At 63.9% G+C, this 24,508-nt stretch carries 24 protein-coding genes, 1 tRNA gene and 1 pseudogene; 10 read left to right on the forward strand and 16 right to left on the reverse strand.

Translation table 11 applies throughout. The annotated features are described in order from the left end of the window. Nucleotides 1–18: 18 nt before the first annotated feature. Complete coding sequence (locus ACVWYP_RS12210; RefSeq protein WP_016845095.1) at nucleotides 19–498, forward strand: Lrp/AsnC family transcriptional regulator; 480 nt, start codon at nucleotides 19–21, stop codon at nucleotides 496–498. An 8-nt stretch (nucleotides 499–506) separates the two neighbouring features. Here ACVWYP_RS12210 and ACVWYP_RS12215 read toward each other — a convergent pair whose 3' ends face one another. The 7 genes from ACVWYP_RS12215 to ACVWYP_RS12245 all read right to left on the reverse strand — a co-directional run bounded on the left by ACVWYP_RS12215 (nucleotide 507) and on the right by ACVWYP_RS12245 (nucleotide 7,550). Continuing rightward, complete coding sequence (locus ACVWYP_RS12215) at nucleotides 507–959, reverse strand: DoxX family protein (protein ID WP_304498805.1); 453 nt, start codon at nucleotides 957–959, stop codon at nucleotides 507–509. A 214-nt stretch (nucleotides 960–1,173) separates the two neighbouring features. Continuing rightward, nucleotides 1,174–1,578: a DoxX family protein gene (locus ACVWYP_RS12220; protein WP_304498806.1), complete on the reverse strand. Its 405-nt coding sequence runs from the start codon at nucleotides 1,576–1,578 to the stop codon at nucleotides 1,174–1,176. Nucleotides 1,579–1,674: 96 nt separating this feature from the next. Continuing rightward, entirely contained in the window at nucleotides 1,675–2,079 is a 405-nt protein-coding gene (locus ACVWYP_RS12225) for a DoxX family protein (protein ID WP_304498807.1), read from the reverse strand. Between the two features lie 172 nt (nucleotides 2,080–2,251). After that, a complete protein-coding gene (greA, locus tag ACVWYP_RS12230) occupies nucleotides 2,252–2,725 on the reverse strand; it encodes a transcription elongation factor GreA (protein WP_018269816.1) in 474 nt (157 codons plus the stop codon). Between the two features lie 197 nt (nucleotides 2,726–2,922). After that, a complete protein-coding gene (gene carB, locus ACVWYP_RS12235; protein WP_304498808.1) occupies nucleotides 2,923–6,387 on the reverse strand; it encodes a carbamoyl-phosphate synthase large subunit in 3,465 nt (1,154 codons plus the stop codon). Nucleotides 6,388–6,707: 320 nt separating this feature from the next. Further along, a tRNA-OTHER gene (locus ACVWYP_RS12240) sits at nucleotides 6,708–6,783 on the reverse strand. Between the two features lie 77 nt (nucleotides 6,784–6,860). Continuing rightward, nucleotides 6,861–7,550, reverse strand: a complete 690-nt coding sequence (locus ACVWYP_RS12245; protein WP_304498809.1) for a class I SAM-dependent methyltransferase — start codon at nucleotides 7,548–7,550, stop codon at nucleotides 6,861–6,863. A gap of 123 nt (nucleotides 7,551–7,673) precedes the next feature. Here ACVWYP_RS12245 and ACVWYP_RS12250 point away from each other — a divergent pair, with 123 nt between their 5' ends. Then, nucleotides 7,674–8,201, forward strand: a complete 528-nt coding sequence (locus ACVWYP_RS12250) for a Dps family protein (RefSeq protein WP_304498810.1) — start codon at nucleotides 7,674–7,676, stop codon at nucleotides 8,199–8,201. A gap of 106 nt (nucleotides 8,202–8,307) precedes the next feature. On the opposite strand, the gene ACVWYP_RS12255 is transcribed toward ACVWYP_RS12250, so the two are convergent. The 5 genes from ACVWYP_RS12255 to carA form a co-directional block, all read right to left on the reverse strand. Continuing rightward, entirely contained in the window at nucleotides 8,308–9,771 is a 1,464-nt protein-coding gene (locus tag ACVWYP_RS12255; protein WP_028344083.1) for a DUF1254 domain-containing protein, read from the reverse strand. Between the two features lie 509 nt (nucleotides 9,772–10,280). Beyond that, on the reverse strand, nucleotides 10,281–10,802 hold the full coding sequence (locus ACVWYP_RS12260; protein WP_028344082.1) for a hypothetical protein: 522 nt from the start codon (nucleotides 10,800–10,802) through the stop codon (nucleotides 10,281–10,283). Between the two features lie 71 nt (nucleotides 10,803–10,873). Then, entirely contained in the window at nucleotides 10,874–11,974 is a 1,101-nt protein-coding gene (locus ACVWYP_RS12265) for a mandelate racemase/muconate lactonizing enzyme family protein (RefSeq protein ID WP_304498811.1), read from the reverse strand. A gap of 150 nt (nucleotides 11,975–12,124) precedes the next feature. Next, nucleotides 12,125–12,622: a PaaI family thioesterase gene (locus ACVWYP_RS12270; RefSeq protein WP_304498812.1), complete on the reverse strand. Its 498-nt coding sequence runs from the start codon at nucleotides 12,620–12,622 to the stop codon at nucleotides 12,125–12,127. A 105-nt stretch (nucleotides 12,623–12,727) separates the two neighbouring features. Then, the gene (gene carA, locus ACVWYP_RS12275; RefSeq protein ID WP_304498813.1) at nucleotides 12,728–13,921 is read right to left on the reverse strand and encodes a glutamine-hydrolyzing carbamoyl-phosphate synthase small subunit; all 1,194 of its coding nucleotides are present in this window, start codon (nucleotides 13,919–13,921) and stop codon (nucleotides 12,728–12,730) included. 160 nt (nucleotides 13,922–14,081) lie between these two features. Here carA and ACVWYP_RS12280 point away from each other — a divergent pair, with 160 nt between their 5' ends. The 5 genes from ACVWYP_RS12280 to ACVWYP_RS12300 all read left to right on the forward strand — a co-directional run bounded on the left by ACVWYP_RS12280 (nucleotide 14,082) and on the right by ACVWYP_RS12300 (nucleotide 19,474). Further along, entirely contained in the window at nucleotides 14,082–14,783 is a 702-nt protein-coding gene (locus tag ACVWYP_RS12280; RefSeq protein ID WP_304498814.1) for an alpha/beta fold hydrolase, read from the forward strand. 58 nt (nucleotides 14,784–14,841) lie between these two features. Continuing rightward, nucleotides 14,842–15,297, forward strand: a complete 456-nt coding sequence (locus ACVWYP_RS12285; RefSeq protein ID WP_028344077.1) for a GatB/YqeY domain-containing protein — start codon at nucleotides 14,842–14,844, stop codon at nucleotides 15,295–15,297. Nucleotides 15,298–15,416: 119 nt separating this feature from the next. Next, a complete protein-coding gene (gene folE, locus ACVWYP_RS12290) occupies nucleotides 15,417–16,034 on the forward strand; it encodes a GTP cyclohydrolase I FolE (RefSeq protein WP_304498815.1) in 618 nt (205 codons plus the stop codon). A gap of 27 nt (nucleotides 16,035–16,061) precedes the next feature. Continuing rightward, nucleotides 16,062–17,582 carry an FAD-dependent oxidoreductase gene (locus ACVWYP_RS12295; protein WP_304498816.1) on the forward strand — a complete coding sequence of 507 codons (1,521 nt, stop codon included), beginning with the start codon at nucleotides 16,062–16,064 and terminating at the stop codon, nucleotides 17,580–17,582. 281 nt (nucleotides 17,583–17,863) lie between these two features. Then, nucleotides 17,864–19,474, forward strand: a complete 1,611-nt coding sequence (locus ACVWYP_RS12300) for an acyl-CoA synthetase (RefSeq protein ID WP_304498817.1) — start codon at nucleotides 17,864–17,866, stop codon at nucleotides 19,472–19,474. Between the two features lie 152 nt (nucleotides 19,475–19,626). Here ACVWYP_RS12300 and ACVWYP_RS12305 read toward each other — a convergent pair whose 3' ends face one another. Genes ACVWYP_RS12305 through ACVWYP_RS12320 form a run of 4 tightly spaced genes read right to left on the reverse strand, consistent with a single transcriptional unit; the run spans nucleotide 19,627 to nucleotide 21,403 of the window. Further along, a complete protein-coding gene (locus tag ACVWYP_RS12305) occupies nucleotides 19,627–20,139 on the reverse strand; it encodes an SRPBCC family protein (protein WP_304498818.1) in 513 nt (170 codons plus the stop codon). A gap of 32 nt (nucleotides 20,140–20,171) precedes the next feature. Further along, nucleotides 20,172–20,639, reverse strand: a complete 468-nt coding sequence (locus tag ACVWYP_RS12310; RefSeq protein ID WP_304498819.1) for an SRPBCC family protein — start codon at nucleotides 20,637–20,639, stop codon at nucleotides 20,172–20,174. After that, nucleotides 20,632–21,096, reverse strand: a complete 465-nt coding sequence (locus ACVWYP_RS12315) for an SRPBCC family protein (protein WP_304498820.1) — start codon at nucleotides 21,094–21,096, stop codon at nucleotides 20,632–20,634. Before ACVWYP_RS12315 ends, ACVWYP_RS12310 begins: the two co-directional genes overlap by 8 nt. Further along, nucleotides 21,089–21,403 carry an ArsR/SmtB family transcription factor gene (locus ACVWYP_RS12320; RefSeq protein WP_028343393.1) on the reverse strand — a complete coding sequence of 105 codons (315 nt, stop codon included), beginning with the start codon at nucleotides 21,401–21,403 and terminating at the stop codon, nucleotides 21,089–21,091. The genes ACVWYP_RS12315 and ACVWYP_RS12320 overlap by 8 nt, the downstream gene beginning before the upstream one ends. A 120-nt stretch (nucleotides 21,404–21,523) precedes the next feature. On the opposite strand from ACVWYP_RS12320, the pseudogene ACVWYP_RS12325 reads away from it, so the two are divergent. The 3 genes and pseudogenes from ACVWYP_RS12325 (at nucleotide 21,524) to ACVWYP_RS12335 (ending at nucleotide 24,332) form a co-directional block, all read left to right on the forward strand. Further along, nucleotides 21,524–22,964 (forward strand): annotated as a pseudogene (locus ACVWYP_RS12325) (LVIVD repeat-containing protein). Nucleotides 22,965–22,971: 7 nt separating this feature from the next. Further along, complete coding sequence (locus ACVWYP_RS12330; RefSeq protein WP_304498822.1) at nucleotides 22,972–23,511, forward strand: hypothetical protein; 540 nt, start codon at nucleotides 22,972–22,974, stop codon at nucleotides 23,509–23,511. A gap of 203 nt (nucleotides 23,512–23,714) precedes the next feature. After that, nucleotides 23,715–24,332, forward strand: a complete 618-nt coding sequence (locus ACVWYP_RS12335; protein WP_018269825.1) for a LysE family translocator — start codon at nucleotides 23,715–23,717, stop codon at nucleotides 24,330–24,332. Nucleotides 24,333–24,508 lie beyond the last annotated feature (176 nt).

A 24,508-nucleotide genomic window follows, 5' to 3' on the forward strand; every position in this document is an offset into this window, starting at 1 on the left:
CTAGGGAACTGTAGTCGCGTGTCGAAGAACCTTGACGAGATCGACCTCAAAATCCTCGCCGAGATCCAGGCCGATGGCCGAATCACCAATGTGGAACTGGCCAAACGCGTCGGTATCTCGCCGCCGCCCTGCCTGCGCAGGGTCCGGGCGCTGGAGGAGGAAGGCTACATCCAGGGATACCGCGGCCTGCTCGATCCGCGCCGCCTCGGCTACGACGTCACGGTGTTCGCCTCGGTGCATCTGTCGAGCCAGGCCGACGCCGATCTCCGCGCCTTCGAGAATTTCGTGCGCGCCGAGCCGCTGGTGCGGGAATGCTGGATGTTGTCGGGCGAAGTCGATTTCATCCTCAAATGCGTGGCGCCCGACATGGCGACATTCCAGGATTTCGTCACCCATCTGACGGCGGCGCCGCACGTGCGCAACGTCAGGACGTCACTGGTGCTGCACAATTCGAAATACGAGGCGGCGGTGCCGCTGGGATTGAAGGCGGTCGGCTGACGCTAGCGCTATTCCGCTGCTGGTCTGAAGTGCGACTCTTCATTGCGCGACGCGCGCTCCTTCCCGATTACCGCGTCCACGCTCACCGGTCCGCCGCCTAGCGTTGCAAGGTACAGACAGGCAAAGCAGAACAATATTGCAGCTGTTCCACCGTTGTTGAGCGGCAGAAGCACGGGCTCGCCCGTCTTCAGCATGTGGCCGAGAAGGTAGGCAAAGGCCATTTCACCGGACAGGATAAAGGCAGATATCCGCGAGAGCAGTCCTATCATCAACAATCCACCGAGCACCAACTCGATCGCGCCGGCCGTCATGATGAGCGGCGGCGGATTGGCGAAGGGGGCGAGCGCCGGAAACTTGAAGATTTTTGCAACGCCGTACTGAAACAGAAGCAGGCCGGTGATGAACCGGAACAGGCTCAAGAGATACGGTTGAAAGCTCGCCGCAAATCGATCCACATTCATCGCGCTCTCCACCATTGGTCCCTAGCGTCAACAATGGCGGAGCTTTTTGGTTCAAGAGGTGGTGCGATCGCGAGACCGCAACGTCCTTACAAGTTCGTGGTTTCATACGTGAAGGGTATCTTCGCCCTTACGTTGCGCCCTCGGTGGAGTGGTGCGCATGCTGTCGGATTTCGCCGTAAGGCCGTCATATCAACACGCTTCTGCCGCCAGCGTGCTATGGCCTCCGCTTTCGCAAGACCTCGAGGCTGAGCGGCCCGCCGCCTGCCGCGGCCAGGTAGAGGCAGGTGAAGCAGAGCAGTATCGCAAGCGTGCCGTCGTTAAGTAGCGGAAAGAAACTGACAGGCGCGTGCTCGATGAAATAGGCGAACGCCATCTCGCCGGAGAGAATGAAGGCGACGATCCGGGTCAGCAAACCCAGCATCAGCATTCCGCCGAGCACGAGTTCGAACATGCCGGCGACACCGAACAGCGAGAACGGCGTCACCTCGGCGAACATCTCGACATGCGGAAACTTGAACAGCTTGGCGACGCCGAACTGCAGGAGCAGCAGCCCGGTGATGAAGCGAAGAACGCTCAGCAGATAAGGCTGAGCGATCCTGCCGAGGCGGTCCAGGTCCATGTTGCTCTCCAAAAGAAAATGCGCGCCGTTGCGAGCGCGCATTATGGAGAATGAAACGGCGCTGTCACGCCTGGTGTGCGGTTCCTTGCTGGAGCGCTACGCGGTCTTACCCTCGCGGATCGCGTCGAGGCTCAACGGGCCGGGGCCGGCGAACACGAAATAAAGGAAGACGAAACAGTAGACCGCGGCGAGTTCGCCCCCGTTCAGGATGGGATAGAAGCTCTTGCCCGCATGCGCCATGAAGTATGCGACGGCGGTGAATCCCGAGAGGATGAACGCCACCGGACGCGTGAACAGGCCAACAATAAACAGCGCGCCGCCGATGAGCTCGATCAATCCGCCGACGCCCATCAGCGAGCTGATGTCGACGTTGGCGAACATCGGAACGGTCGGAAAATGGAGAATCTTCGCGGTACCGTGCTGCAGCAGGCTGAGTCCGACGTAGATGCGAAGGATGCTTAGAAGGCCGGGCGAATACCGCCCGGCGAGAGTGCTGATCATATTGCTCGTCCCAGATAGTTATGATATATAATAATTCCGGGTCGGAATTATTAACAAGTTAAGCAGATTTGACAACTCACAATCCTGTCAGAGCTGTGAGGAATTGACGTACTGCACAACAAAAAAGCCGCGTGCGGGACGCGGCTTTTCTGCACCAGTCACGCGAAGGTAACTACCGCCACTCGACCTTGGTGATCTCGTAGGCCTTGGCGCCTCCCGGCGCCATCACCTCGACGGTGGTCCCCTTCTTCTTGCCGATCAGCGCGCGCGCAAGCGGCGAGGTGATGGAGATGCGGCCCTTCTTGGCGTCGGCCTCGACTTCGCCGACGATCTGCCACACCGCCTTCTTCTCGGTGTCCTCATCGATCAGCGTCACGGTCGCGCCGAACTTGATGGTGTCGCCTGACAGTTTCGAAATGTCGATGATGTCGGCGCGCGCGAGCTTGTCCTCGAGCTCGGCGATGCGGCCCTCGTTGTGCGACTGCTCTTCCTTGGCGGCGTGATACTCGGCGTTCTCCGAGAGATCGCCGTGCGAGCGCGCTTCCGCGATGTGTTCGATGATGCGCGGACGATCCACCGATTGGCGATGCTTCAACTCGTCCGTCAGCGCGGCGTATCCGCCCGCGGTCATCGGAACCTTATCCATCATCTTCGTCCTTCATCGCGCGCGCCCGGCGGCCGTGCACGAATATCCAGTTCAGCTAACGCAGGAATCAGGGCGCCAACGCGCCCGGAAGCCCAGTGATTTTCGGCCCCGCTAAGGGCCGTGACAACATCCAATCGCGCGGTGAGTTCCAGCCATTCGGCTAATTGACCGCTTCGGGCCTTCAGCCCGGGCAGCGGTCAGCTTTCGGAAAAGTAACTCTGAAGCGTGCGGACCTCAAGGTCCCCGGCCCGATAGGCCCGGATTCCCCGTGCGGCCGCCACCGCGCCCGAAAGAGTGGTGTAATATGGCACTTTATGCAAGAGGGCAGCCCGCCGCAGCGAGCGGCTGTCGGCCAGCGCCTGCGGACCTTCGGTGGTATTGAAGACCAGCTGGACGTCGCCATTGGTGATGGCGTCGACGATGTGCGGACGGCCTTCGAGCACCTTGTTCACCTTTTCCGTCGGCACGCCGTTGTCGCTGAGATAGCGCTGCGTGCCCGAGGTTGCCATCACCTTGAAGCCGAGCGAGTGCAACAGCCGCACCGCATCCGCGATGCGCATCTTGTCGTCGCCGCGCACCGAGACGAACACCGTACCCTGCCGCGGCACGCGCGTGCCGCCGCCGAGCTGGCTCTTCGCGAACGCGACCTCGAAGGAGCGGTCGATGCCCATCACTTCGCCGGTCGAACGCATCTCCGGTCCGAGCACGGTGTCGACGCCGGGGAAGCGCGCGAACGGGAATACCGATTCCTTCACGCCGACATGGCCGAGCTTCTTCTTCTTCAGCTTGAAGTCGGCGAGCTTCTCGCCGGCCATGATCCGTGCCGCGATCTTGGCGACCGGCGTGCCGATCACCTTGGCGACGAACGGCACGGTGCGGGATGCGCGCGGGTTGACCTCGAGCACGTAGATCTCGCCGTCCTTGATGGCGTATTGCACGTTCATCAGGCCGACCACGTCGAGGCCGAGCGCGAGCTCGCGGGTCTGCCGCTCCAGCTCCTCGATGGTCTTGGCGTCGAGCGAATGCGGCGGCAGCGAGCAGGCGGAGTCGCCGGAATGGATGCCGGCTTCCTCGATGTGCTCCATGATGCCGACGATGAAGGTGTCCTTGCCGTCGCAGAGGCAGTCGACGTCGACTTCGGTCGCGTCGGACAGATAGCGATCGAACAGCAGCGGGTTCTTGCCGAGCACGGTGTTGATCTGTCCGGTCTTGTCGTTCGGGTAGCGCGCCTTGACGTCGGCGGGCACCAGCTCAGGCAGCGTTCCCAGCAGGTAGTCGTTGAGCTGGTTCTCCTCGCGGATGATCTGCATCGCGCGGCCGCCGAGCACGTAGGACGGACGCACCACCAGCGGCAGGTCGAGATCGGCGGCGACCAGGCGCGCCTGCTCGACCGAATAGGCGATGCCGTTCTTCGGCTGCTTGAGACGCAGCTTGTCGAGCACGCGCTTGAAGCGGTCGCGGTCCTCGGCGAGGTCGATCGCGTCGGGCGAGGTGCCGAGGATCGGCACTTCGGCGGCTTCGAGCGCGCGGGCAAGCTTCAGCGGGGTCTGGCCGCCGAACTGCACGATCACGCCGTGCAGCGTGCCGTTCTTGCGCTCGGTTGCGATGATCTCCAGCACGTCTTCGGCGGTGAGCGGCTCGAAATACAGCCGGTCCGCGGTGTCGTAGTCGGTCGACACCGTTTCCGGGTTGCAGTTGACCATGATGGTCTCGTAACCGGCGTCCTCGAGCGCGAAGCAGGCGTGACAGCAGCAATAGTCGAACTCGATGCCCTGGCCGATGCGGTTCGGCCCGCCGCCGAGGATGATCACCTTCTTGCGATCCGACGGCGCGCTCTCGTCGGCAAATTCGCCGGCGAACGGCCGCTCATAGGTCGAATACATGTAGGCGGTCGGCGAAGCGAACTCCGCCGCGCAGGTGTCGATGCGCTTGAACACCGGGCGCACCCCGAGCGCGTGGCGCTTGGCGGTGACGTCGGCCTCGGTGGTCTCCGTGAGCACGGCGAGCCGCGCGTCGGAGAACCCCATCGCCTTCAGCATCCGCATCGCGAACGCATTGGTCGGCAGGCCGCTGCTGCGGATCTTGCCTTCCATCTCGACGATGGCGCGCAGTTCGGCGAGGAACCAGGGATCGATCTTGCAGGAATTGAAGATATCCTCGTTCGACCAGCCGAGCCGCATCGCCTGCGCGACCTGCAGCAGGCGGTTCGGCGTCGGCGTGCCGAGGGCTGCGCGGATCGCGTTCTTGTCGTCGCTGCGGCCGAGGCCCTCGATGTCGATCTCGTCGAGGCCGGTCAGCCCGGTCTCGAGCCCGCGCAGGGCCTTCTGCAGGCTCTCCTGGAAGGTGCGGCCGATCGCCATCACCTCGCCGACCGACTTCATCGAGGTGGTCAGCGTGGAGGAGGCGCCGGGGAATTTCTCGAACGCAAAGCGCGGAATTTTGGTGACGACGTAGTCGATCGTCGGCTCGAACGAGGCCGGCGTCGCGCCGCCGGTGATGTCGTTGGCGATCTCGTCGAGCGTGTAGCCGATCGCAAGCTTGGCCGCGACCTTGGCGATCGGGAAGCCGGTGGCCTTCGAGGCCAGCGCCGACGAGCGCGACACGCGGGGATTCATCTCGATCACGACCATGCGGCCGTCGTCCGGATTGATGCCGAACTGCACGTTGGAGCCGCCGGTCTCGACCCCGATCTCGCGCAGCACCGCAATCGATGCGTCGCGCATGATCTGGTATTCCTTGTCGGTGAGCGTCAGCGCCGGCGCCACCGTGATGGAATCGCCGGTGTGCACGCCCATCGGATCGACGTTCTCGATCGAGCAGATGATGATGCAATTGTCCTTCTTGTCGCGCACCACCTCCATCTCGAACTCTTTCCAGCCGAGAACGGATTCCTCGATCAGCACCTCGTTGGTCGGCGAGGCGTCGAGGCCGCGCTCGATGATGTCGAGATATTCTTCCTTGTTGTAGGCGATGCCGCCGCCGGTGCCGCCGAGCGTGAAGGAGGGGCGGATGATCGCGGGCAGGCCGATGTCGGACAGCGCCATCAGCGCTTCGGCCAGGGCCTGCTGCTGGTAGCGCTTGCGCCGCTCGTTCTCGCCGCCTTCCCACTGCCGTTCGAAGGCTTCGAGCTCAGGGCCGGACAGCTTGGCCTGATCGGCGAGGTACTTGTCGCGGTCGGACTTCTTCAGCGCCGACGCATTGGCGAGCCGCGACCTCGGCGTCTGCAGCCCGATCTTCTCCATGGCGTCGCGGAACAGCTGGCGGTCTTCCGCCTTGTCGATGGCGTCGGCGGTGGCGCCGATCATCTCGACGTCGAACTTCTCCAGCGTACCCTGCTTGCGCAGCGACAGCGCACAGTTCAGCGCGGTCTGGCCGCCCATGGTCGGCAGCAGCGCGAAGCCGCCGGGCAGGACGTAGCGTTCCTTTTCGATGATCTTGGCGACGATTTCGGGCGTGATCGGCTCGATATAGGTCGCGTCCGCCAGCTCCGGGTCGGTCATGATCGTGGCCGGGTTGGAATTGACCAGGACGATCCGATAGCCCTCTTCCTTGAGCGTCTTGCAGGCCTGCGTGCCGGAATAGTCGAACTCGCAGGCCTGGCCGATCACGATGGGACCGGCGCCGATGATCAGGATGGTGGAGATGTCGGTTCTTTTGGGCATCAGCTCTCGCGGACTGGAATTCGGGCACAAAAAAAGGGCGCGCTTCCCGCGCGTCCCTCGAGCCATGCGCTACATCTTGTAGCGCCGGAAGCGCGATCCTTCGCGCGCGGGTGGTCTTTAGACCAGTTTCCGCACCCGCGAAACCCCCAAAAGCGCCCCATCAACCGCGATTCTGGGGGAAATTCCTCGTTCGACGCATGGCCGGCTGGGGCGAGGGATGTGGGAGGGGGCTACGGCCCGGCTTCGCCCTGCGGGCTACGCCGCGGCAGCCTTCGCCACGAGAAGGCTTGCCGAGCCGAAGCTGCGTCAGCAGCGAAGGCTGGAGGCCCGGCCTGGATTTGAACCAGGATAAACAGTGTTGCACCACTGCCGCGTCGACGCTTCCGCCACCGGGCCGAGCGGATCATTGCTGATTATTTCAGCCGCCGCTATGTTTCCTTCTGGGTAACGTTAACGCGTCGTGCAACCCTGGATCAGTGGTGCGCCACGAACGTCATCCGCCACGGATTGTGCCCGATGTTGCGCGGCGCGCGCCTGGCGCTGAACCCCGCGGCGCCGAGCTTCGCGATCATCTCGTCCTCGCGATAGCGCTGCAGTCCGATCCTGGTGCGCAGCTGGCGGTAGTCGGACAGTGCGGTTGAAGCCAGCCCGACCAGCGCATCGCGCAGGAAGCCGTGGGTCGCCGCAAAGCGCAGCAGTGCCACGACATCCCTCGCCATGCCGACTTCGGGCCGCAGGATATCGCCGAGCACGAACCGGCCGGAGGGCTTCAGCACGCGGTGGATCACGTCGAACGCGGAATCGAGCTCCTGCGGCGTCATGTATTGCGCCACCGAGTTCATCACCACGAGGTCGATCGAGTCCGCGTCCATGTGCTTCAGATCATCGAGCGAGCGGACACGGATTCGGGTGTCGGGCGCAAAGCGCGCGACCAGACGGCCGCGTACGCCGGGCGCCGGCTCCGCCAGATAGAGCTGGGCGCAGGCATTGGCGACCTTCGCCGCCGACAGCGCCTCGCCGCAGGCATAATCGAGCACCACGGCATCCGGCGAAGCGATGTAGCCGATAATGTCGTTCGCGATGATCTGGAAATGCAGGTCACGGTGCAGTCGGCTCGCATAGATCGTATGCGTGGAATCGTAATAATCGATCCATTCATCCATCGCGTTTGGTATCCGGCAGAACGGGTTCCTGGCCTCAGGAACGGGTGGGCTGATGATGCGTTAGCGGTCCGGCGGCCAATGTTCAATGCGCCGAAATACGGGTTCCTAACAGGAAGGTCCAACGTGAGCAAAGCCAAGACTGACAAGATCTCGCCCGATCTCGACACGCCGAGCGACCTGCCACAGGCAGCGGTGGACACGATCTCGGCCTCGCTCAACACGCTTCTGGCCGATGCCTTCGCGCTCTATTTGAAGACCAAGAATTTCCATTGGCACGTCAGCGGCCGGCATTTCCATGATTACCATTTGTTGCTGGACGAGCAGTCGGAGGCGATCTTCGCGACCACCGACCAGCTCGCCGAGCGGGTGCGCAAGCTCGGCGGCGCGACGCTGAAGTCGATCGGCGATATCGCCAGGCATCAGACCATCAAGGACAATGACGACGATTATGTGCCGCCGCGCGAAATGCTGCGCGAGTTGATGGAAGACAACAAGCACATGGCGGCCGCGATGCGCAAGGCGCACAAGCTGGCCGACGACCAGGACGACTCCGGCACCGCAGGCCTGCTCGAAACCTTCATCGACGAAACCGAGCGCCGCACCTGGTTCCTGTTCGAGGCCAGCCGCCAGGAAGGCAGCAACGCGGCGTAAGCTGCGCGCCCGCACCCGCGAGGAAGCAATCCAGAGCTGTTTTGCTCCGGATTGCTTTGCCAGGGTCGCTGTCTGGCCGCTCGGCAGCGGTCAGTGCGGTTGAAGCTTACTGAGCCGAGAAACCCACCGTCGTCTGCGATCTCTCGATCGGCGGAGGATTCCACTTTCCGGTCAGCGCCTCCGATTTCGGACCGTAGAGGCGCATGGTCAGGTTGAAGGCTCCCTTCGGCGCCGGAAGCCAGTTGGCTTCCTTGTCCTTGCCTGGATTCTCGTTCTGGAAGTAGAGATCGAGTGAGCCGTCCGGGTTGTATTTGAACGGCATCCAGCTGGACACAGCGAAGCGGTTCAGCACGTTACCGACCTGGAATCCTTCCTGGTCGTAGAGCGTGATCGACCAGAAAGCATTAACCGGTGGGGTGGCGCCCTTGTCGAACGTGATCGTATACTTGTTAGCGCCGTCGAGCGGTTTGCCGGTACTGTCGGCGAGATTGAGCGGATAAATGGCGTCCTCCGGCAGGTTGGCGCCAAGCCCGACCTGCGCGACAATAGCACGCTTCAAATAGTAGTTGCCGTAAACGCCCATCGTGTCGGTGTTCATCGACCAGCCATTCACAACGCGCGCCAGCGTCGGCACCTTCCACGCCATCAGCTTCTGCCCGTCCTGCGGCGCTGTCTCCAGTGCCCGTTGCAGGACCGGGTCGAGCTTGCTGATTTCAAAGCTCTTGCCAGGCTCGATGCCTATCTTCTTCATCTGCGCGATGATCGGCTCATCGGTGATGTGCGGCGGGTGAAGCTTGAGTAGCTCTGCGGCTTGCGCAAAGTAGACACCGGCCGACATGGTATCGACCTGCACCTTCGGCGCCGTCTTCATGTCGATGCCGGGATCGATCCTGACCTCGGTCGGCTTCGGCGTCTTGCCGAACTCGGACAGCAGCGTGACCTTGTAGCCGGCCTGGATCTTGTGGACCGCATCATAGTCCGGCGGGCCGTCCGTCTTGGTGCGGCCGATGACCCAGACGTAAGGCGTCGGCGCGTCGATGCGCTGGGTATCCTTCGGAAGCTTGAACTCCTCCGCAAACCTGTCGCGCAGATCAGGCCGCCATCCCGGGGCCGTCACCAGAAAGGTCCCCGCTTTGGTACCCGTGGTGCGCCAGCCGGGCGAGGCAAACACATCCGACCACATGTCCAGCATGGGCAGCAAATAGAAGCGTCCATCGGTATCGGGAACGGAGACGACAACCGGCTCCTTGGTCATGTCCAGCCATGAAACGGAATAGAGCGTATCGAAGTTGGACCGCACCACGCCCTTGAAATTCGCCGGTGGGTATTCGGGGATGTTGACGAAGGTGTTCATCGGGCCCTTGAAGTTCTCTTTGCCGGGCTCGACGTTGGTGAACTGCTTTCGCGTGATGTCCATCGTCAGGAGCGGGTAGAAGTAAATATAGGCGTCCACCGCGATCGCGTGCGCCTCCTGCTCGTTGATTGCCGGGGCCGTCTGAGCCAGCGCTGCAGGCGCGGCAGCCGCGCCGATGCATAGAGACAATGTCAGCGTCAGAATTCCTCGAAACATGTCGAATTCTCCTCTTCTGATATGTGTTGCGGTTGCTTGGGAAGCGCGGAGCATCTGATGCCGTCAGGTGATGTGTATGACCTCCATTGCTCATGCAAAAAAGCAGCAGCGGACGCGGGAGCTCTGTCACTCCCGCAGATGAATCGCGTGCCTTAAGGTGTCATTGGCGGCATAAATCGCCGCAGCGATGCTGACTTAAATCAAGGTTCTTTGAAAAGTGATGCCGGCAGGCTTAACGTTGAAAAGGGCTGCACTACCTCCACGCGTGGCACTCTAGCACGGGCAGGAAGCGGGAGCGAGTAGCGCTCAATATGGCGACAGGCCGAATCGTCAACGGCCCCACGGGCATTCTCTGCCCGCATAGTTTAGGGAATCCGTTGAGCGCGCAAAAAGAGCCGCACGCATAACGATTGGGCTACGTAATTCCGATAATCAATTTAGGTTGCCTGTATCCCGTCACCTTCCCCAAGGGGGAGAACGAAGCACAGCCCGTTCGACAATCTTGAATCCTAGCGCTTCCACAGCCGCACCAGCGGCCCGTCCTTGCCGATCACCGGATCGGTCGCGGGGGGCGCGACCAGCGGGATCGTCTTCAGCGCCCTGGCGCGGTTCTCGGGCGTCGGCCGCTGCAGATCCATCGGCGGGCCCGGCGGATAGGCGCCGATGACGCAGAAATCGTCACTCGCCGACAGGCATTGATGCCCGGTGCCGGCGGGCAGGATCGCAACGTCGCCTGCTGCGATCTCCAGCGCCCGCCCGTGGTCGCCGCCGAACTGCACGCGCGCGCGGCCGCGGGCGACGCCCAGCACCTCGTGCACGGTGGCGTGGTAATGCGCGAAGTCGTAGACGCCGTTGCGCCACATCGCGCCCCAGCCGTTCTTGCCGAACAGCTGCTCGATGCTGGCCTCGGGATTCTTGCTGACGTCGACGGCGGCCTTGTAGACCAGGAACGGCATCGGGTTGTTCGGCACCAGACCGTCGTCCTGGAAGACGATGGTCAGGGGCTCGATATCGGCACGGACGACCGACATGGTGGCTCTCCAGCGTTGCGAGGTGCGGTGGTCTCCAGACCAACAAACCGTCGGTCCGCAAACCGTTCCAGCTAGATCTTGAACTTCAACACGTCTTCCTTGAACCTGAGCCCGTGCCCGGGCCGCTCCGGCGCGGTGACCATGCCGTTGGCGATCTCGGGCGGGTCGACCCAGAGATCGTCGATCAGTGCCATGTTCTCGCACCAGATGCCGTTCGGAATCGAAGCCAAGAGGTGCACATTGAGCTCGGGAAACAGATGCGGCGCGATGGTGATGCCGAACGTGTCCGCGAGCGCCGCGATCTTGCGCAGGTCGGTCATGCCGCCGCGCATCGGGTCGGGTTGCAGGATCGGCAGGCAGGGATTGAGAAAGAACGGCCGCAGATCGTAGCGCGTGAAATGCGTCTCGCCGCCGACGACGCGCAAGTCCAGCGCCGCCGCGATGCGCTGGTAGCCGGCGAAGTCATCGGCAGGCACCGGCTCCTCGAGCCAGTAGATGTCGTACTTCTCGAACTTGCGTCCCATCTCGATGGCGACATCGGCGCTCCAGCCCATGTTGACGTCGATCATGATGTCGATGTCGGGCCCGAGCGCCTCGCGCATGCGGCGCACATTGTCGAGGTCCTGCGCGGGCGTGTGAACATGCGCGACCTGCATCTTGATCGCCTTGTAGCCCTGCTTCACGAAATGCAGCGCTTTCTCGATCATTCCGTCGCCGCCGGCGCCGCGGAAGCAGCCGGAACCATAGATCGGGATTTCCGAGCGATAGTGCCCCCACAGCCGGTGCAGCGGCAGGCCGGCGCGTTTCCCCACCGCGTCCCACAGCGCGATGTCGAGCGCCGACATCGCCATCGCGGCGATGCCGCCACGGCCATAGGTCATCGTCGCCGTCCACAGATCGCGCCAGATCGCCTCGATCGCGGTGGCGTCCTTGCCGATGACGCGCGGGATGATGCACTCGTCGAGACAGGCCGCGATCGACTTCATCGCCGGCTTGAACACGAACAGATAGCCCATGCCGGTGACACCGCCGGACGTCTCGACGTCGCAGATCAGAATGTCGCGCGTTGCGCCGAGCGCCGCGCCTTTCAGCCAGGGATCGTCGGCCCAGGGCAGCCGCAGCATCGTCACGCGGATGTCGCGGATGGTCATGTCTGAATGGGCTGAAATCATCGGCGTTCCCTTTCCAGGCCGGATCATGTTTGCTTGATCTCGGACAGGGAAACTCAATCACAGAGCGCAGGCCGCGATCCAGCGCGCTTCGTCATGGCTCCAATGCGCCAAGATCTGGCGCCAAGATCTGGCGCCAAGACGCGATTGCCCTCAGGTCGTCTTGGGCAGCTCGAACACCAGGCAGGTCGTGGTGGCGTGCGCGAGCAGCTTGCCCTTGTCGTCGGTAATCCGCGCTTCCGCGGTCGCAACACGGCGCCCGGCGTTGAGCACATGACCCTCGGTGCGGATTTTGCCGGTGTCCTGGCTCATGCCGCGGACGAAGGAGATCTTGAACTCCAGCGTGGTATAGCCAAAGCCCTGCGGCAGCGTGGTCTGCACCGCAAGCCCCATCGCGGAATCCAGCAGGATCGCAGCGTAGCCGCCATGCACCGAGCCGATCGGGTTGTAGTGGCGCAGGCCCGGGATGCTATGGATCACCACATGGCCGATCTCGGCGGAGCAGTCGAACGGCTCGACATTCTCCATGATCGGCGGCTCCGGCAGGGTTCGGGCGAAGATGCCGCGCACGAAGTCGAGCCCCGGCATCGAGGCCATCACCGCCATCGAGGAGACGCCGTAGAGGGGCTTCGGGGGCGCGCTGTCGGTCATTGGAAAAAATCTCCGTCATTGCGAGCGGAGCGAAGCAATCCATCGCTCAACGCGGGGATGGATGGATTGCTTCGTCGCTTCGATCCTCGCAATGACGAATGCGGTCTAGGCCGCGCGCTTGTTCTTCCGCATCAGATCGGCAAAGCGCTGGAACAGGTAGTGCGAGTCGCGCGGGCCGGGCGAGGCTTCCGGGTGGTACTGCACCGAGAACACCGGCTTGCCCTCGAGCGCGATGCCGCAATTGGAGCCGTCGAACAGCGAGATATGGGTCTGGGTCGCACCTTTCGGCAGCGTCGCCTGGTCCACGGCAAAGCCGTGGTTCATCGAGGTGATCTCGACCTTGCCGGTGGTCTCGTCCTTGACCGGATGGTTGGCGCCGTGATGGCCCTGATGCATCTTCATGGTCTTGGCCCCGACGGCAAGGCCAAGCATCTGGTGGCCGAGGCAGATGCCGAAGGTCGGCGTCCCCGAAGCGATCACCTTCTGGATGACGGGCACGGCATATTTGCCGGTCGCGGCGGGATCGCCGGGGCCGTTCGACAGGAACACGCCGTCCGGCTTCATCGCCAGGATGTCCTCGGCGGCGGTCGTCGCCGGCACCACGGTCACCTTGGCGCCGACGCCGGCGAGCAGGCGCAGGATGTTGCGCTTGATGCCGTAGTCGATCGCGACCACGTTGAATTCCGGCGCGGTCTGCCGGCCGAAACCGTTGCCCCACGCCCAGGGCGTCTCATCCCAGGTGAAGCGCTGGCCCGAGGTGACCATCGGCACCAGGTCCATGCCCTCGAGGCCGGGCCATTCGCGGGCCTCTTCCTTCAGGCCGTGCAGGTCGAACTCGCCGTTCCTGGCGTGCGCGATCACCGCATTGGGCATGCCCTTGGAGCGGATCAGCGCGGTCAGCGCGCGGGTGTCGATGCCGGAGAGGCCGATGATGCCGCGCGTCTTCAACCACAGGTCGAGATGGCGGGTGGCGCGGTAATTCGAGGGATCCGTGATCGCCGAGCGCAGGATCACGCCGCGCGCGCCGGGCGTCGCCGCCATGTTCACCGTCTCGATGTCTTCCTCGTTGGTACCGACATTGCCGATATGCGGGAAGGTGAAGGTGATGATCTGGCCGGCATAGGACGGATCGGTGAGGATCTCCTCATAGCCGGTCATCGCGGTGTTGAAGCAGACCTCGCCGACGGCGTGGCCTTCCGCGCCGAGACCGAAGCCTTCCAGCACGGTACCATCGGCGAGCACAAGGAGCGCGGTCGGTTTGTGGTCCGGCCAGGCGGGAGCGTTTTCGGGGGTTGTCATGAGCCCTTTAAATAGTCGCCACACCCTGCGGCGTCAAAGCGAAAGGGCGCGGATTCACACGGCAATGTCCCCCGATTTGACAGGCCGGAACGGCCTTTTAATCTAAAGTTCCTTGTAACGGCCGTTTGCTTGCCGAAAATGACCCGTCCGGAGCTCCCGCATGGATAATACGATGCCGATCCTGCTCGTCCCGGGCCTCATCTGCTCGCCGCGGATTTTCGCCCCGGTCATCCCGGCGCTGTGGCGATGCGGGCCGGTGACGGTCGCCAACCATGTCAGGGACGACAATATGGGGGCGATCGCCCGCCGGATCCTGGCCGAGGCGCCGCCGCGCTTTGCGCTCGCCGGGCACTCGATGGGCGGCTACATCGCCTTCGAGATCATGCGGCAGGCGCCGGAGCGGGTTGCGAAGCTGGCGCTGATGAGCACCCAGGCGCGGGCCGACACGCCGGAAGCGACCGCACGCCGCCGCGGCATGATCGAGCGTGCCAGAAGCGGCCAATATCGCAGCGTGGTCGACGAGCTGTTTCCGGGCTTCGTGCACCCGTCGCGGCAGGGCGATGCAAGTTTGCGCCAGATCGTCGACGACATGAGCGAGGACGTCGGCGCCGAGGCCTTCATCCGCCAGCAAAACGCGGTGCTCAGCCGGCCGGATTCGCGGCCGAGCATGGCCTGGATCAAGTGCCCGACACTGGTGCTGACGTCGGATACCGACAACACCGTTCCGAATTCGCTGTCGGACGAGATGGCCAACGGCATTCCCGGTGCCAGGCTCGTGGTGCTGGCCAATTGCGGTCACCTGCCGCAGCTGGAACAGCCGCGAGCCTGCGCCGATGCGCTGGTCGAATGGCTGAGGAACTAGGTTGTTCTGCCGGTGCAAACTGCCTAGATGAGGGGATTGCTGGTTCAAGGACAACGAAATGCTGCGCGACGACATCAATACTGCGGTCAAGGAAGCGATGAAGGCGAAGGACGAGCGCAAGCTCTCCACGCTGCGCATGGTTAATTCGACCATCAAGAACGCCGACATCGACGCGCGCGGGCAGGGCAAGCCGCCACTCTCCGATGCCGACCTGCTCGGCCTGCTGCAGAAGATGATCAAGCAGCGCCAGGAGTCGGTCGAGCTCTACGACAAGGGCGGCCGCGCCGAGCTCGCGGCCCAGGAGCGCGAGGAGATCGCCGTGATCTCGGCGTACCTGCCGAAGCAGATGTCCGATGACGACGTGAAGGCCGCGATCTCGGCGATCATCGCCGAGACCAACGCAGCCGGCATCAAGGACATGGGCAAGGTGATCGGCGCGCTGAAGGCGAAATACGCCGGCCAGATGGATTTCGGCAAGGCCAGCGGCCTGGTCAAGGCGGCGCTGACGGGCTAGCCGTTCGTCCCGGGTGGCTTGCGGCGCAATGTGCCGCGGGCCGAATTGCGGGAACCTTTCTGCTGACGGAGCATCTGACGGGCATGATCTCGTGATGACGCCGCAAAGGAAAGGCCCCGATGAACCCGATTGTGCATGCGCTGGATCGTGCAAGAGCCGCTCAAACCGAATCCGACAAGCCGACCCGGGCCGAAGTCGAGGCCGCAGTCCGCACCATCATCCGCTGGACCGGTGACGATCCCGAGCGGGATGGTCTGCTTGAAACTCCGGCGCGCGTGACGCGTTCGTTCGAGGAGTTCTTTGCGGGATACGACCAACGTCCCGCGGAGATCCTGGAAAAGACCTTCGAGGAGATCGAAGGCTACGACGAAATGATTGCCCTGCGGGGCATCCGCTTCGAGAGCCATTGCGAGCATCACATGGCGCCGATCGTTGGTCAGGCCTGGGTTGCCTACATCCCGAACGGCCGCGTGGTCGGCATCAGCAAGCTCGCACGGGTGGTCGACATCTATGCAAGGCGCTTGCAGATCCAGGAGAAGATGACGGCGCAGATCGCCAACACCATCAACGACGTCTTGAAGCCTCAGGGCGTGGGCGTCATCATCAAGGCGTCGCATCACTGCATGACGACCCGTGGCGTGCACAAGCCGGATAGCGATCTCGTGACCAGCCGCATGCTGGGTTGCTTTCGCGACAATGCGCTAACCCGCCAGGAATTTCTCGGGATAGCGGTTTAGAGCGTCACAGGGCAATGGAGGAACGATATGGCCGATCAGCAAGCTCCTTCCGGTCCGGATCTGACACAGGGCGTGGCACTCTCCGACTTCCCGGGCGCGATGCTGCTCGGCCATGTCGGCGACGAGGACGTGCTGCTGGTGCGTTCGGCGACGGACATCTTCGCCATCGACGCGCATTGCAGCCATTACCACGGCCCGCTCGCCGAAGGCCTCCTTGAGGGCGAGACCGTCCATTGCCCGTGGCATCATGCCTGTTTCGATATTCGCACCGGTGAAGCGACCGCCGCGCCCGCCTTCAACGCGCTCGCGGTCTGGAAGGTCGAGCGCGACGGTGATCGCATCATCGTGCGCGAGAAGCGCGCGCAGCCGAAATTCCGCGTCAAGGGTCCGGTCGATGCGCCCGGCAGCATCGTGATTGTCGGCGGCGGCGGGGCAGGGTTTGCCGCCGCCGAGATGCTGCGGCGGCAGGACTATCGCGGCAGCATCGTCATGCTGAGCGGCGAGGCCACGCCGCCGGTGGATCGGCCGAACCTGTCCAAGGATTTCCTCGCCGGGAGCGCGCCGGAAGACTGGCTGCCGCTGAAGCCGGACGATTTCTATCGTGACGCGGCGATCGATCTGAGACTCAGGACCGAGGTCAAGTCGATCGATACCGGCCGCCGCAATGTCGTGCTCGCCGGCGGCGAAACGATTCCGTATGACCGGCTGCTGCTGGCGACCGGCGCGGAGCCGGTGCGGCTGCCGATCCCGGGCGCGGACCAGCCCCACGTTCATGTGTTGCGCACCGTCGACGATTGCCGGGCGATCATCGCCTCGGCCAGCGGAGCGCGCCGCGCGGTTGTGATCGGTGCAAGCTTCATCGGCCTCGAGGTGGCGGCCTCGTTGCGCGCGCGCCAGATCGAGGTGCACGTGGTCGGGTTGGAACAGCGGCCGATGGAGCGCGTGCTCGGGCCTGAGATGGGCGATTTCGTCCGCGCGCTGCACGAAGAGCATGGCGTCGTGTTCCACCTCGGCGACACCGTGACCGCGATCGAGGCCAAGCGTGCGCACCTGAAGAGCGGGCCCGTGCTCGAGGCCGATCTCGTCGTGGTCGGTGTCGGCGTGAAGCCGCGGCTGGCGCTGGCGGAAGCGGCCGGGCTCGCGATCGATCGCGGCGTGAAGGTCGACGCCTATCTCGAAACCAGCGCTCCCGGCATCTACGCGGCCGGCGATATCGCGCGCTGGCCCGATCCGCACAGCGGCGAGACGATCCGGGTCGAGCACTGGGTGGTGGCGGAGCGCCAGGGCCAGACCGCCGCGCGGAATATGCTCGGGCAGCGCGAGGTGTTCGACGCGGTGCCGTTCTTCTGGAGCCAGCACTACGACGTGCCGATCAACTATGTCGGCCATGCTGAGCAGTGGGACGAGATCGCGGTGGATGGCAGCATCGTCGGCAGGGATTGCGTGCTGCGCTACAAGCGCGCCGGGCGCGTGCTCGCGGTCGCATCGATCTATCGCGACCTCGATAGCCTCAAGGCCGAGGTGGCAATGGAGCGGGCGGCCGCCTGACCGCTTTCTCCTCAAGGATGTTCGTAACCCGGATGGAGCGAAGCGAAATCCGGGTGAGTCTGTCCACTCGATGAGAACCCCGGATTGCGCGGAGCCTCTCATCGGGCGCGCGTTCGCGCGACCCGTCGGCTCCATCCGGGCTGCGCATTCTTCATCCGGGCATCACATTCTTCGTCAGCCCGGGCTTGTCCCGGGCATCGACGTCTTTACAATCTGCCACAGCAAAACGCGGATGGCAGGGGAATGCCCGGCCATGACGAGGGACGGAAGCAACACACACCATGCTCAAGGAAGCCGCTACCTACGACGAGCTCTATCGCAACTTCCGCTGGGACGTTCCCGCGCGCTTCAACATGGCGACCGCGTGCTGCGACCGCCATGCCGACGGCACCGGGCGGCTCGCGCTGGTCTATGTCGACGAGGATGGCGGCACCACGCGAACCTCGTTTGACGAGGTGGCGGACGCCTCGCGTCGCTTCGCCAATGTGCTGACCGCCGACGGCCTGGTGCGCGGCGACCGTGTCGCGGTGTTCCTGTCGCAATCGCTCGAACTGCCGGTCGCGCATCTCGCGGCGTTTCGCGCCGCGATGATCTCAATCCCGCTGTTCGCGCTGTTCGGCGAGGACGCGCTCGAATTCCGCCTGTCGAATTCTGCGGCCAAGGCTGTGATCACCGATGAGGCTGGCTGGGAGAAGATCGCGAAAATCCGCGATCGTCTGCCCGAGCTGAAGAACGTCTATATCGTCGGCGAAAAGACGCCGGCGGGGACGAAACCGTTCTGGAGCGCGATCAAGTTGGCGTCGCCTGAGTTTGCGACCGTCGACACCTCGGCCGACGATCCCGCGCTGATCATCTACACGTCAGGCACCACGGGCAATCCGAAGGGCGCGCTGCATGCGCATCGCGTCGTGCTCGGCCATCTGCCCAATGTCGAGATGTGCCACAACTTCCTGCCACGGTCGGGCGACCTGATGTGGACGCCGGCCGACTGGGCCTGGATCGGCGGCCTGATCAACGGCCTGTTCGCATTCTGGTACCACGGCATTCCGATGGTCGGGCACCGCGCCCGCAAGTTCGAGCCGCAGGCGGCGATGCAGATGATGGCCGAGCTCGGCATCCGCAACGTGTTCCTGCCGCCGACCGCGCTGAAGCTGATGCGGCAGGCCGATGTGAAGAACTCCGGCGTCAGGCTGCGCAGCATCTTTACCGGCGGCGAGTCGCTCGGCGGCGAATTGCTCGACTGGGTGCGCGACACCTTCGGCATCGACGCCCATGAGGTGTTCGGGCAGACCGAATGCAATCTCGTGATCGGCAGCAATTCCAACCTGTTTCCGATCCGTCCGGGCTCGATGGGCCGCGCCACGCCCGGCTTCGACGTCCGCATCGTCAACGAGAAGGGCGAGGAGCTGCCGCGGGGCCAGCGCGGCATCATCGGCGTGCGCCAGCCGTGCCCCTGCACCATGATCGAGTACTGGCGCAATCCGGAAGCGACCGCGAAGAAATATGCCGGCGAATTCCTGCTGACCGGCGATCTCGGCGTGCAGGACGAGGACGGCTATTTCTGGTACGTCAGCCGCGAGGATGATGTCATCACCACGGCCGGCTATCGGGTCGGCCCGTCCGAGATCGAGCACACGCTGATGAAGCATCCGGCGGTCGCGATGTCGGCGGTGGTCGGCATCCCCGATCCGATCCGCACCGAATCGATCAAGGCCTGGATCGTGCTGCGGCCGGGCTACGCGCCGGGCGATGCGCTGGCGCGCGAGATCCAGGAATTCGTCAAGGTCCAGCTCGCCGCCCACGAATATCCGCGCTTCGTGCAGTTCGCCGACAGCCTGCCGATGACGGCGACGGGCAAGGTGCTGCGGCGCGAGTTGAGGGCGCTGGGGTAGTTTTCTCCACCGTCGTCCCGGGCAAGCGCAGCGCGACCCGGGACCCATAACCATAGGGTAAGGTTGTTGTGCGACGCTGTGGCCGCGCGAGGCCCACACGCAAAGCGGTGGTTATGGGTCCCGGCTTTCGCCGGGACGACGGTGGGATATGTTTACGGCATCGGGATTCCCAATTCCTTCAGCGCGGCCATCATGCGCGCTGGCGGCTGCATCGGGATCACCATGGCCTTGCCGGTCTCCACGAGGCTCTTCAGGCTGGAGAGGATCGCCGGCCAGCCGGTGCGGCCGCCCGACAGGATGTCGTCGCTGATCGGACGGTCATGCGATTGCAGCAGCGTCAGCTTCACGCCGTCGCCGGCCGGCTCGATCTCCCAGGTGACGAGCGTCGGTCCGAGCTTTTCGACCAGCTGCGGCCAGTTGACGTTGAAGGTCACGGTCAGCCGCTTGAGGGGATCGCACTCGATCACCTCGCCGGAGATGTGCAGCACGCCGTCCGGCGTGCGCACGACGTAGGCTCCGCCGAGGCGAAGATCGACCTCGACCGCGTTGCCGGAGAAATACTGCCGGCTGAGTTCGGCAGTGGTCAAAGCCTGCCACACCTTCTCGGGCGTGGCGGCGATGTAGATCGCGTAGACGATCGCCGGTTTGAATTTCTCGATGTTCATGTCCGTCCGCACCCGTCGATAGATTTTCATTGTCATTCGAAGCCGTCGATGCCGAGCGCGGCCGGCGGGATCGTGACCGCCTTGCCGGTCTCAAGCAGGCTCTTGAGCCCCGACAGGATCGCCGGCCAGCCCTTGGAAATGCCGTCGAGCAGCTTGCTGCCCGCGCCGAAGCCCTCGTGGGTCACGGTCAGCTTCACGATCTTGCCATGGGCTTCGAGCGTGAAGACCACCTTGGTTGCCGGCTCCTTGCGCATGTCCTCGTCGAGCACGTGCTTGAAGGTGTAGGCGAGGCGCCGCGGCCGGTCGGCCTCGAGAATCTCGCCGGTGTCGGTTGTCTTGCCGCCCATCACCAGCGCGAGCGGCGAGCCGACCTTCCAGTCCGATTGCAGCTCGGTGTCGAACCAGTATTGCCGCGTGAACGTGCTCTTGGTCAGCGCGTCCCACAGCTTGTCCGGGGTGGTCTCGATGTAGGTGACGTAGGCGAATTCGGGCTTAGGCATGGTAGGCCTCCCTGGCGCTGCTGGTGAGCAGGTCGGCCGGCAGTTCGCGCCCGGTCTCGAGGAAGCTCTTCAGGCTTGCGATCACCATCGGCCAGCCGCCGGAGATGTCGCGCAGCGTCTTCGGACCCAGATTATCATGCGTCACGGTCAGCTTGACCACTCCGCCGTGGGGTTCGATGTCGAAGGTCACGCGCGAGACCTGTTCGCGCTCGACGCCTTCCTTCACCACATCCCAGCTGTAGGCGAGCTTTTTCGAGGGATCGGCGATCAGCACCTCGCCCTGCACGCTGCGGCGGCCGTCCTTGGTGAGGTGGTAGGGGGAGCCGATCTTCCAGTCGGAGCTGACGCGATAGCCGAACCAGAAGCGTTCGGTGAATTCGCTCGATGTCAACGCGTGCCACAGCTTGTCGGCGGTGGTCTCGATATAGGTGACGTAGACGTAGTCCGGTTTACTCATCACGCTTCTCCAATTGTCTTTTCAACTCGCTCAGCGCGGCGAGTTTCCCGCGCTCGAACTTCCTGATCCACCGCTCGCCGATCTGATGGATCGGAACCGGGTTGAGATAGTGCAGCTTCTCGCGGCCATGCTTGATCGTGGTGACGAGGTTGGCCTCCTCGAGAATCACAAGGTGCTTGGTGACGGCCTGACGCGTCATGTCGAGGCCGTCGCAGAGCTCACCGAGCGTCTGCCCGTTCTGATCGTGAAGCCGGTCAAGCAGCGTTCGCCGTGAGGCATCCGCGAGGGCTTTGAAGACTTCATCCATGGGCCGGATAATAGGCAACCAAATGGTTGCATGTCAAGAGCGTGTGTTTGGAGGCCGGCAGCGCCGTGCTAGCCTTGGCGGCAGCCAACGCAGATTGGTGTGGAACATTGGGTGGTGCGCATGGGCGGTCGCGTTACGGCAGTTTGCTGCACGTTCTTTCTTGTCCTGTTCGCGAATGGTGCGAGCGCCCAGCAGAAGATCGGCGACCCGCCCGAAGCCTCCAACATGAGGCTGGTTGGAACCAGCGATTTGCAGGCCCGCAGCGCCTATCAGCCGACCATTCATCATCAGGGCGACAAATGGATCGCCTATATCGGCCATCACGGCGGCACCGACGACATTCCCGATCCCGTCAACCCGACGACCGGCAAGGCCGAGCCGAACGGCACCTCGATCGTCGACGTCACCGATCCCGCACATCCGAGATATCTGCGGCACATTCCCGGACAGGAAGGCAAGTATGAATCCGGCGGCGCGCAGATGGTGCGGATCTGCGACGGCAAGGATCTGCCGAAGGGCGATCGCAGCGCGGTCTACATGCTGCGCACCTTCGGCAGCGAGGCGCATGAAATCTGGAACGTCGCCGATCCCGCCAATCCGGTGCTGGTCACCCGGATCGGCGGGCTGAAGGACACGCACAAGAGTTTTTGGGAATGCGGCACCGGCATCGCCTTCCTGGTGTCGGGCGCGCCGGACTGGCGCACGCGGCGCATGACGCAGGTCTATGATCTCTCCGATCCCGCGCAGCCAAAGAAGATCAGGGATTTCGGCCTGCCCGGGCAGGAGCCGGGTGCGACCGGCGCGGTGCCGACCGAACTGCACGGGCCGATCTCGACCGGGCCGCAGGGCAATCGCGTCTATTTCGGCTACGGCACCAACAAGGGCGGCTTCCTGCAGATTGTCGATCGCGACAAGCTGTTGAACGGGCCGAAGCAGCCGACGCCGGACAATCTGAAATTCCCGGAGATCGCGCGGATGCCGCTGTCGGCGATGAACGGCGCGCATACGGTGTTTCCGATGCCCGGCATGCCTATCGCCGAATTCGCCCATGACAAGGACGGCAAGAGCCGGGACATCGTGATGATCGTCGACGAGGCGATCCAGAACGAATGCGGTGAGGCGCGGCAGATGGTGTGGTTCGCCGACGTCACCACCGAGGCGCGGCCGATGCTGATCTCGAGCTACACGGTGCCCGAGGCCTCCGGCACGTTCTGCGAGCGCGGCGGCCGGTTCGGCTCGCATTCGTCGAACGAGAGCATGGCGCCGGTCTACTACAAGAAGCTAGCCTTCATCGCCTTCTTCAACGCCGGCGTCCGCGCGCTCGACATCCGCGATCCCTACCACCCGAAGGAAGTGGGCTACTTCATTCCCTCCATCACGGCGGCGACCGACAAGCGCTGCGTCACGATCGACGGCAAGGACCGCTGCAAGGTACGCGATCCAGACCAACAATGTCGAGACCGACGAGCGCGGCTACATCTATGCGGTCGACCGCGCCAACACCGGCCTCCACATCCTCGAACTGACCGGCGCGGCGCGCGCCATCGCCGGTCTGCCGTGAGCGCGCGATGATGCGCTCATGGCCGGTCATCGCGGCGATGTTCCTGGCGCTCGGCGGGCTCTCCGCCGTCGCCGGCTACGAGATGGCGCCGGCGGGCGCGGCCGCGTGGCGTGAAATCGGCTGGCCGTTCCCGCGCGACGGTTGGCCCGCTGGCCGCGCCTTCCGCTGCGGCGCGGCGGAGTGCGGTGACGTCGAGGTTTATCTCAGGCCGAAACTCGGCTTCTGCAATTGCGACAGCGGCGTCGCCGATGACGACGAGGTCGACCGCGTTGCCGACGTCGACATGATCAGCCCGCGCTTTGCGCCGCTGAAGGCGGGCGATGTCGTTGCTGTCGCCGACATGCCGGGGCGGATCAGGGTCTATGATCTCGAGATGCCCGAGGAGAAGCACACTGCGATCGGCATCGCGGTGTCGCATCGCTGCGACCTGATGGCGGTCGCGGCGCAGGGCAGGGGAGATGCCGCAGGGGTGCAGCGGGCGACGTTGAAGTTTCTGGAGTCGCGAGAGATCAGAGCATGGATGATTACGGCAATGGAGGGACATTGAGGAACCCGTCTCTCGCATGCGAAAATGGTGTCGTCACCCGCGAAAGCGGGTGACCCAGTGTTCCAGAGACGCTGATGCTTAGCTGATGGGCCGCGGCGTACTGGATACCCCGCTTTCGCGGGGTATGACAGAGATGAGCAGGAGCCGCTTCCTCTTCGCCTGTCCTATGTGCATAATTCAGCTTCACCGTCAGTGAGCTCCCCATGTCCCTGCAAGCCTATTTCGCCTTCGTCGCCGCCTGCATCGCGCTGGCGCTGCTGCCCGGTCCGATCGTCACGATGGTGATCGCCAACGGGCTGCGCTACGGCACGCGCGCCGCGCTCACCAACGTGCTGGGCGCACAGGTCGGACTTGCGATCGTGATTGGCACCGTCGCGGTCGGGCTGACCTCGCTGATGGCGACGATGGGCTACTGGTTCGACTGGGTGCGCTTTGCCGGTGCCGCCTATCTGGTCTGGCTCGGCTTCAAGCTGATCCGCTCGCCGGTCGAGGGCGTCAGCACCGACGACACGCCGCCGCCGCCGCGCGGCGGCTTCTTCCTGCAGGGCTTTCTGGTGCTGCTCTCGAACCCGAAGGTGCTGGTGTTCTTCGGCGCCTTCATCCCGCAGTTCATGGACATGGACAAGCCGCACGTCCCGCAGGTGGCGCTGCTCGGCCTCACCTTCATGGCGACCGCCGTGCTGACCGACGCCGCCTACGCGTTGGCGGCCGGCCGCGCCCGCAAGTTCTTCTCCAGGGAGCGGACCCGGCTGATGTCGCGCATATCAGGCGGCTTCATGATCGGCGGCGGCATCTGGCTGGCGCTGACCCGGGCACGCTGAAGCCGCCGGGCGATAGGCTCAGAATCGTCGCCGACAAGGCCACGATTCCCGGCGTCGGCAAACTTCGCAGACGTTTGCTCTAGCCCGGAGGCCGTCGGCCATGCTTTGATCCGCGACGAAAGCTTACCCATCGTCTGGGAGTAGGGCCTTGACCACCGATAGCGTGGATCGGCGTC

The sequence above is a fragment of the Bradyrhizobium sp. USDA 3262 genome, assembly GCF_054060035.1.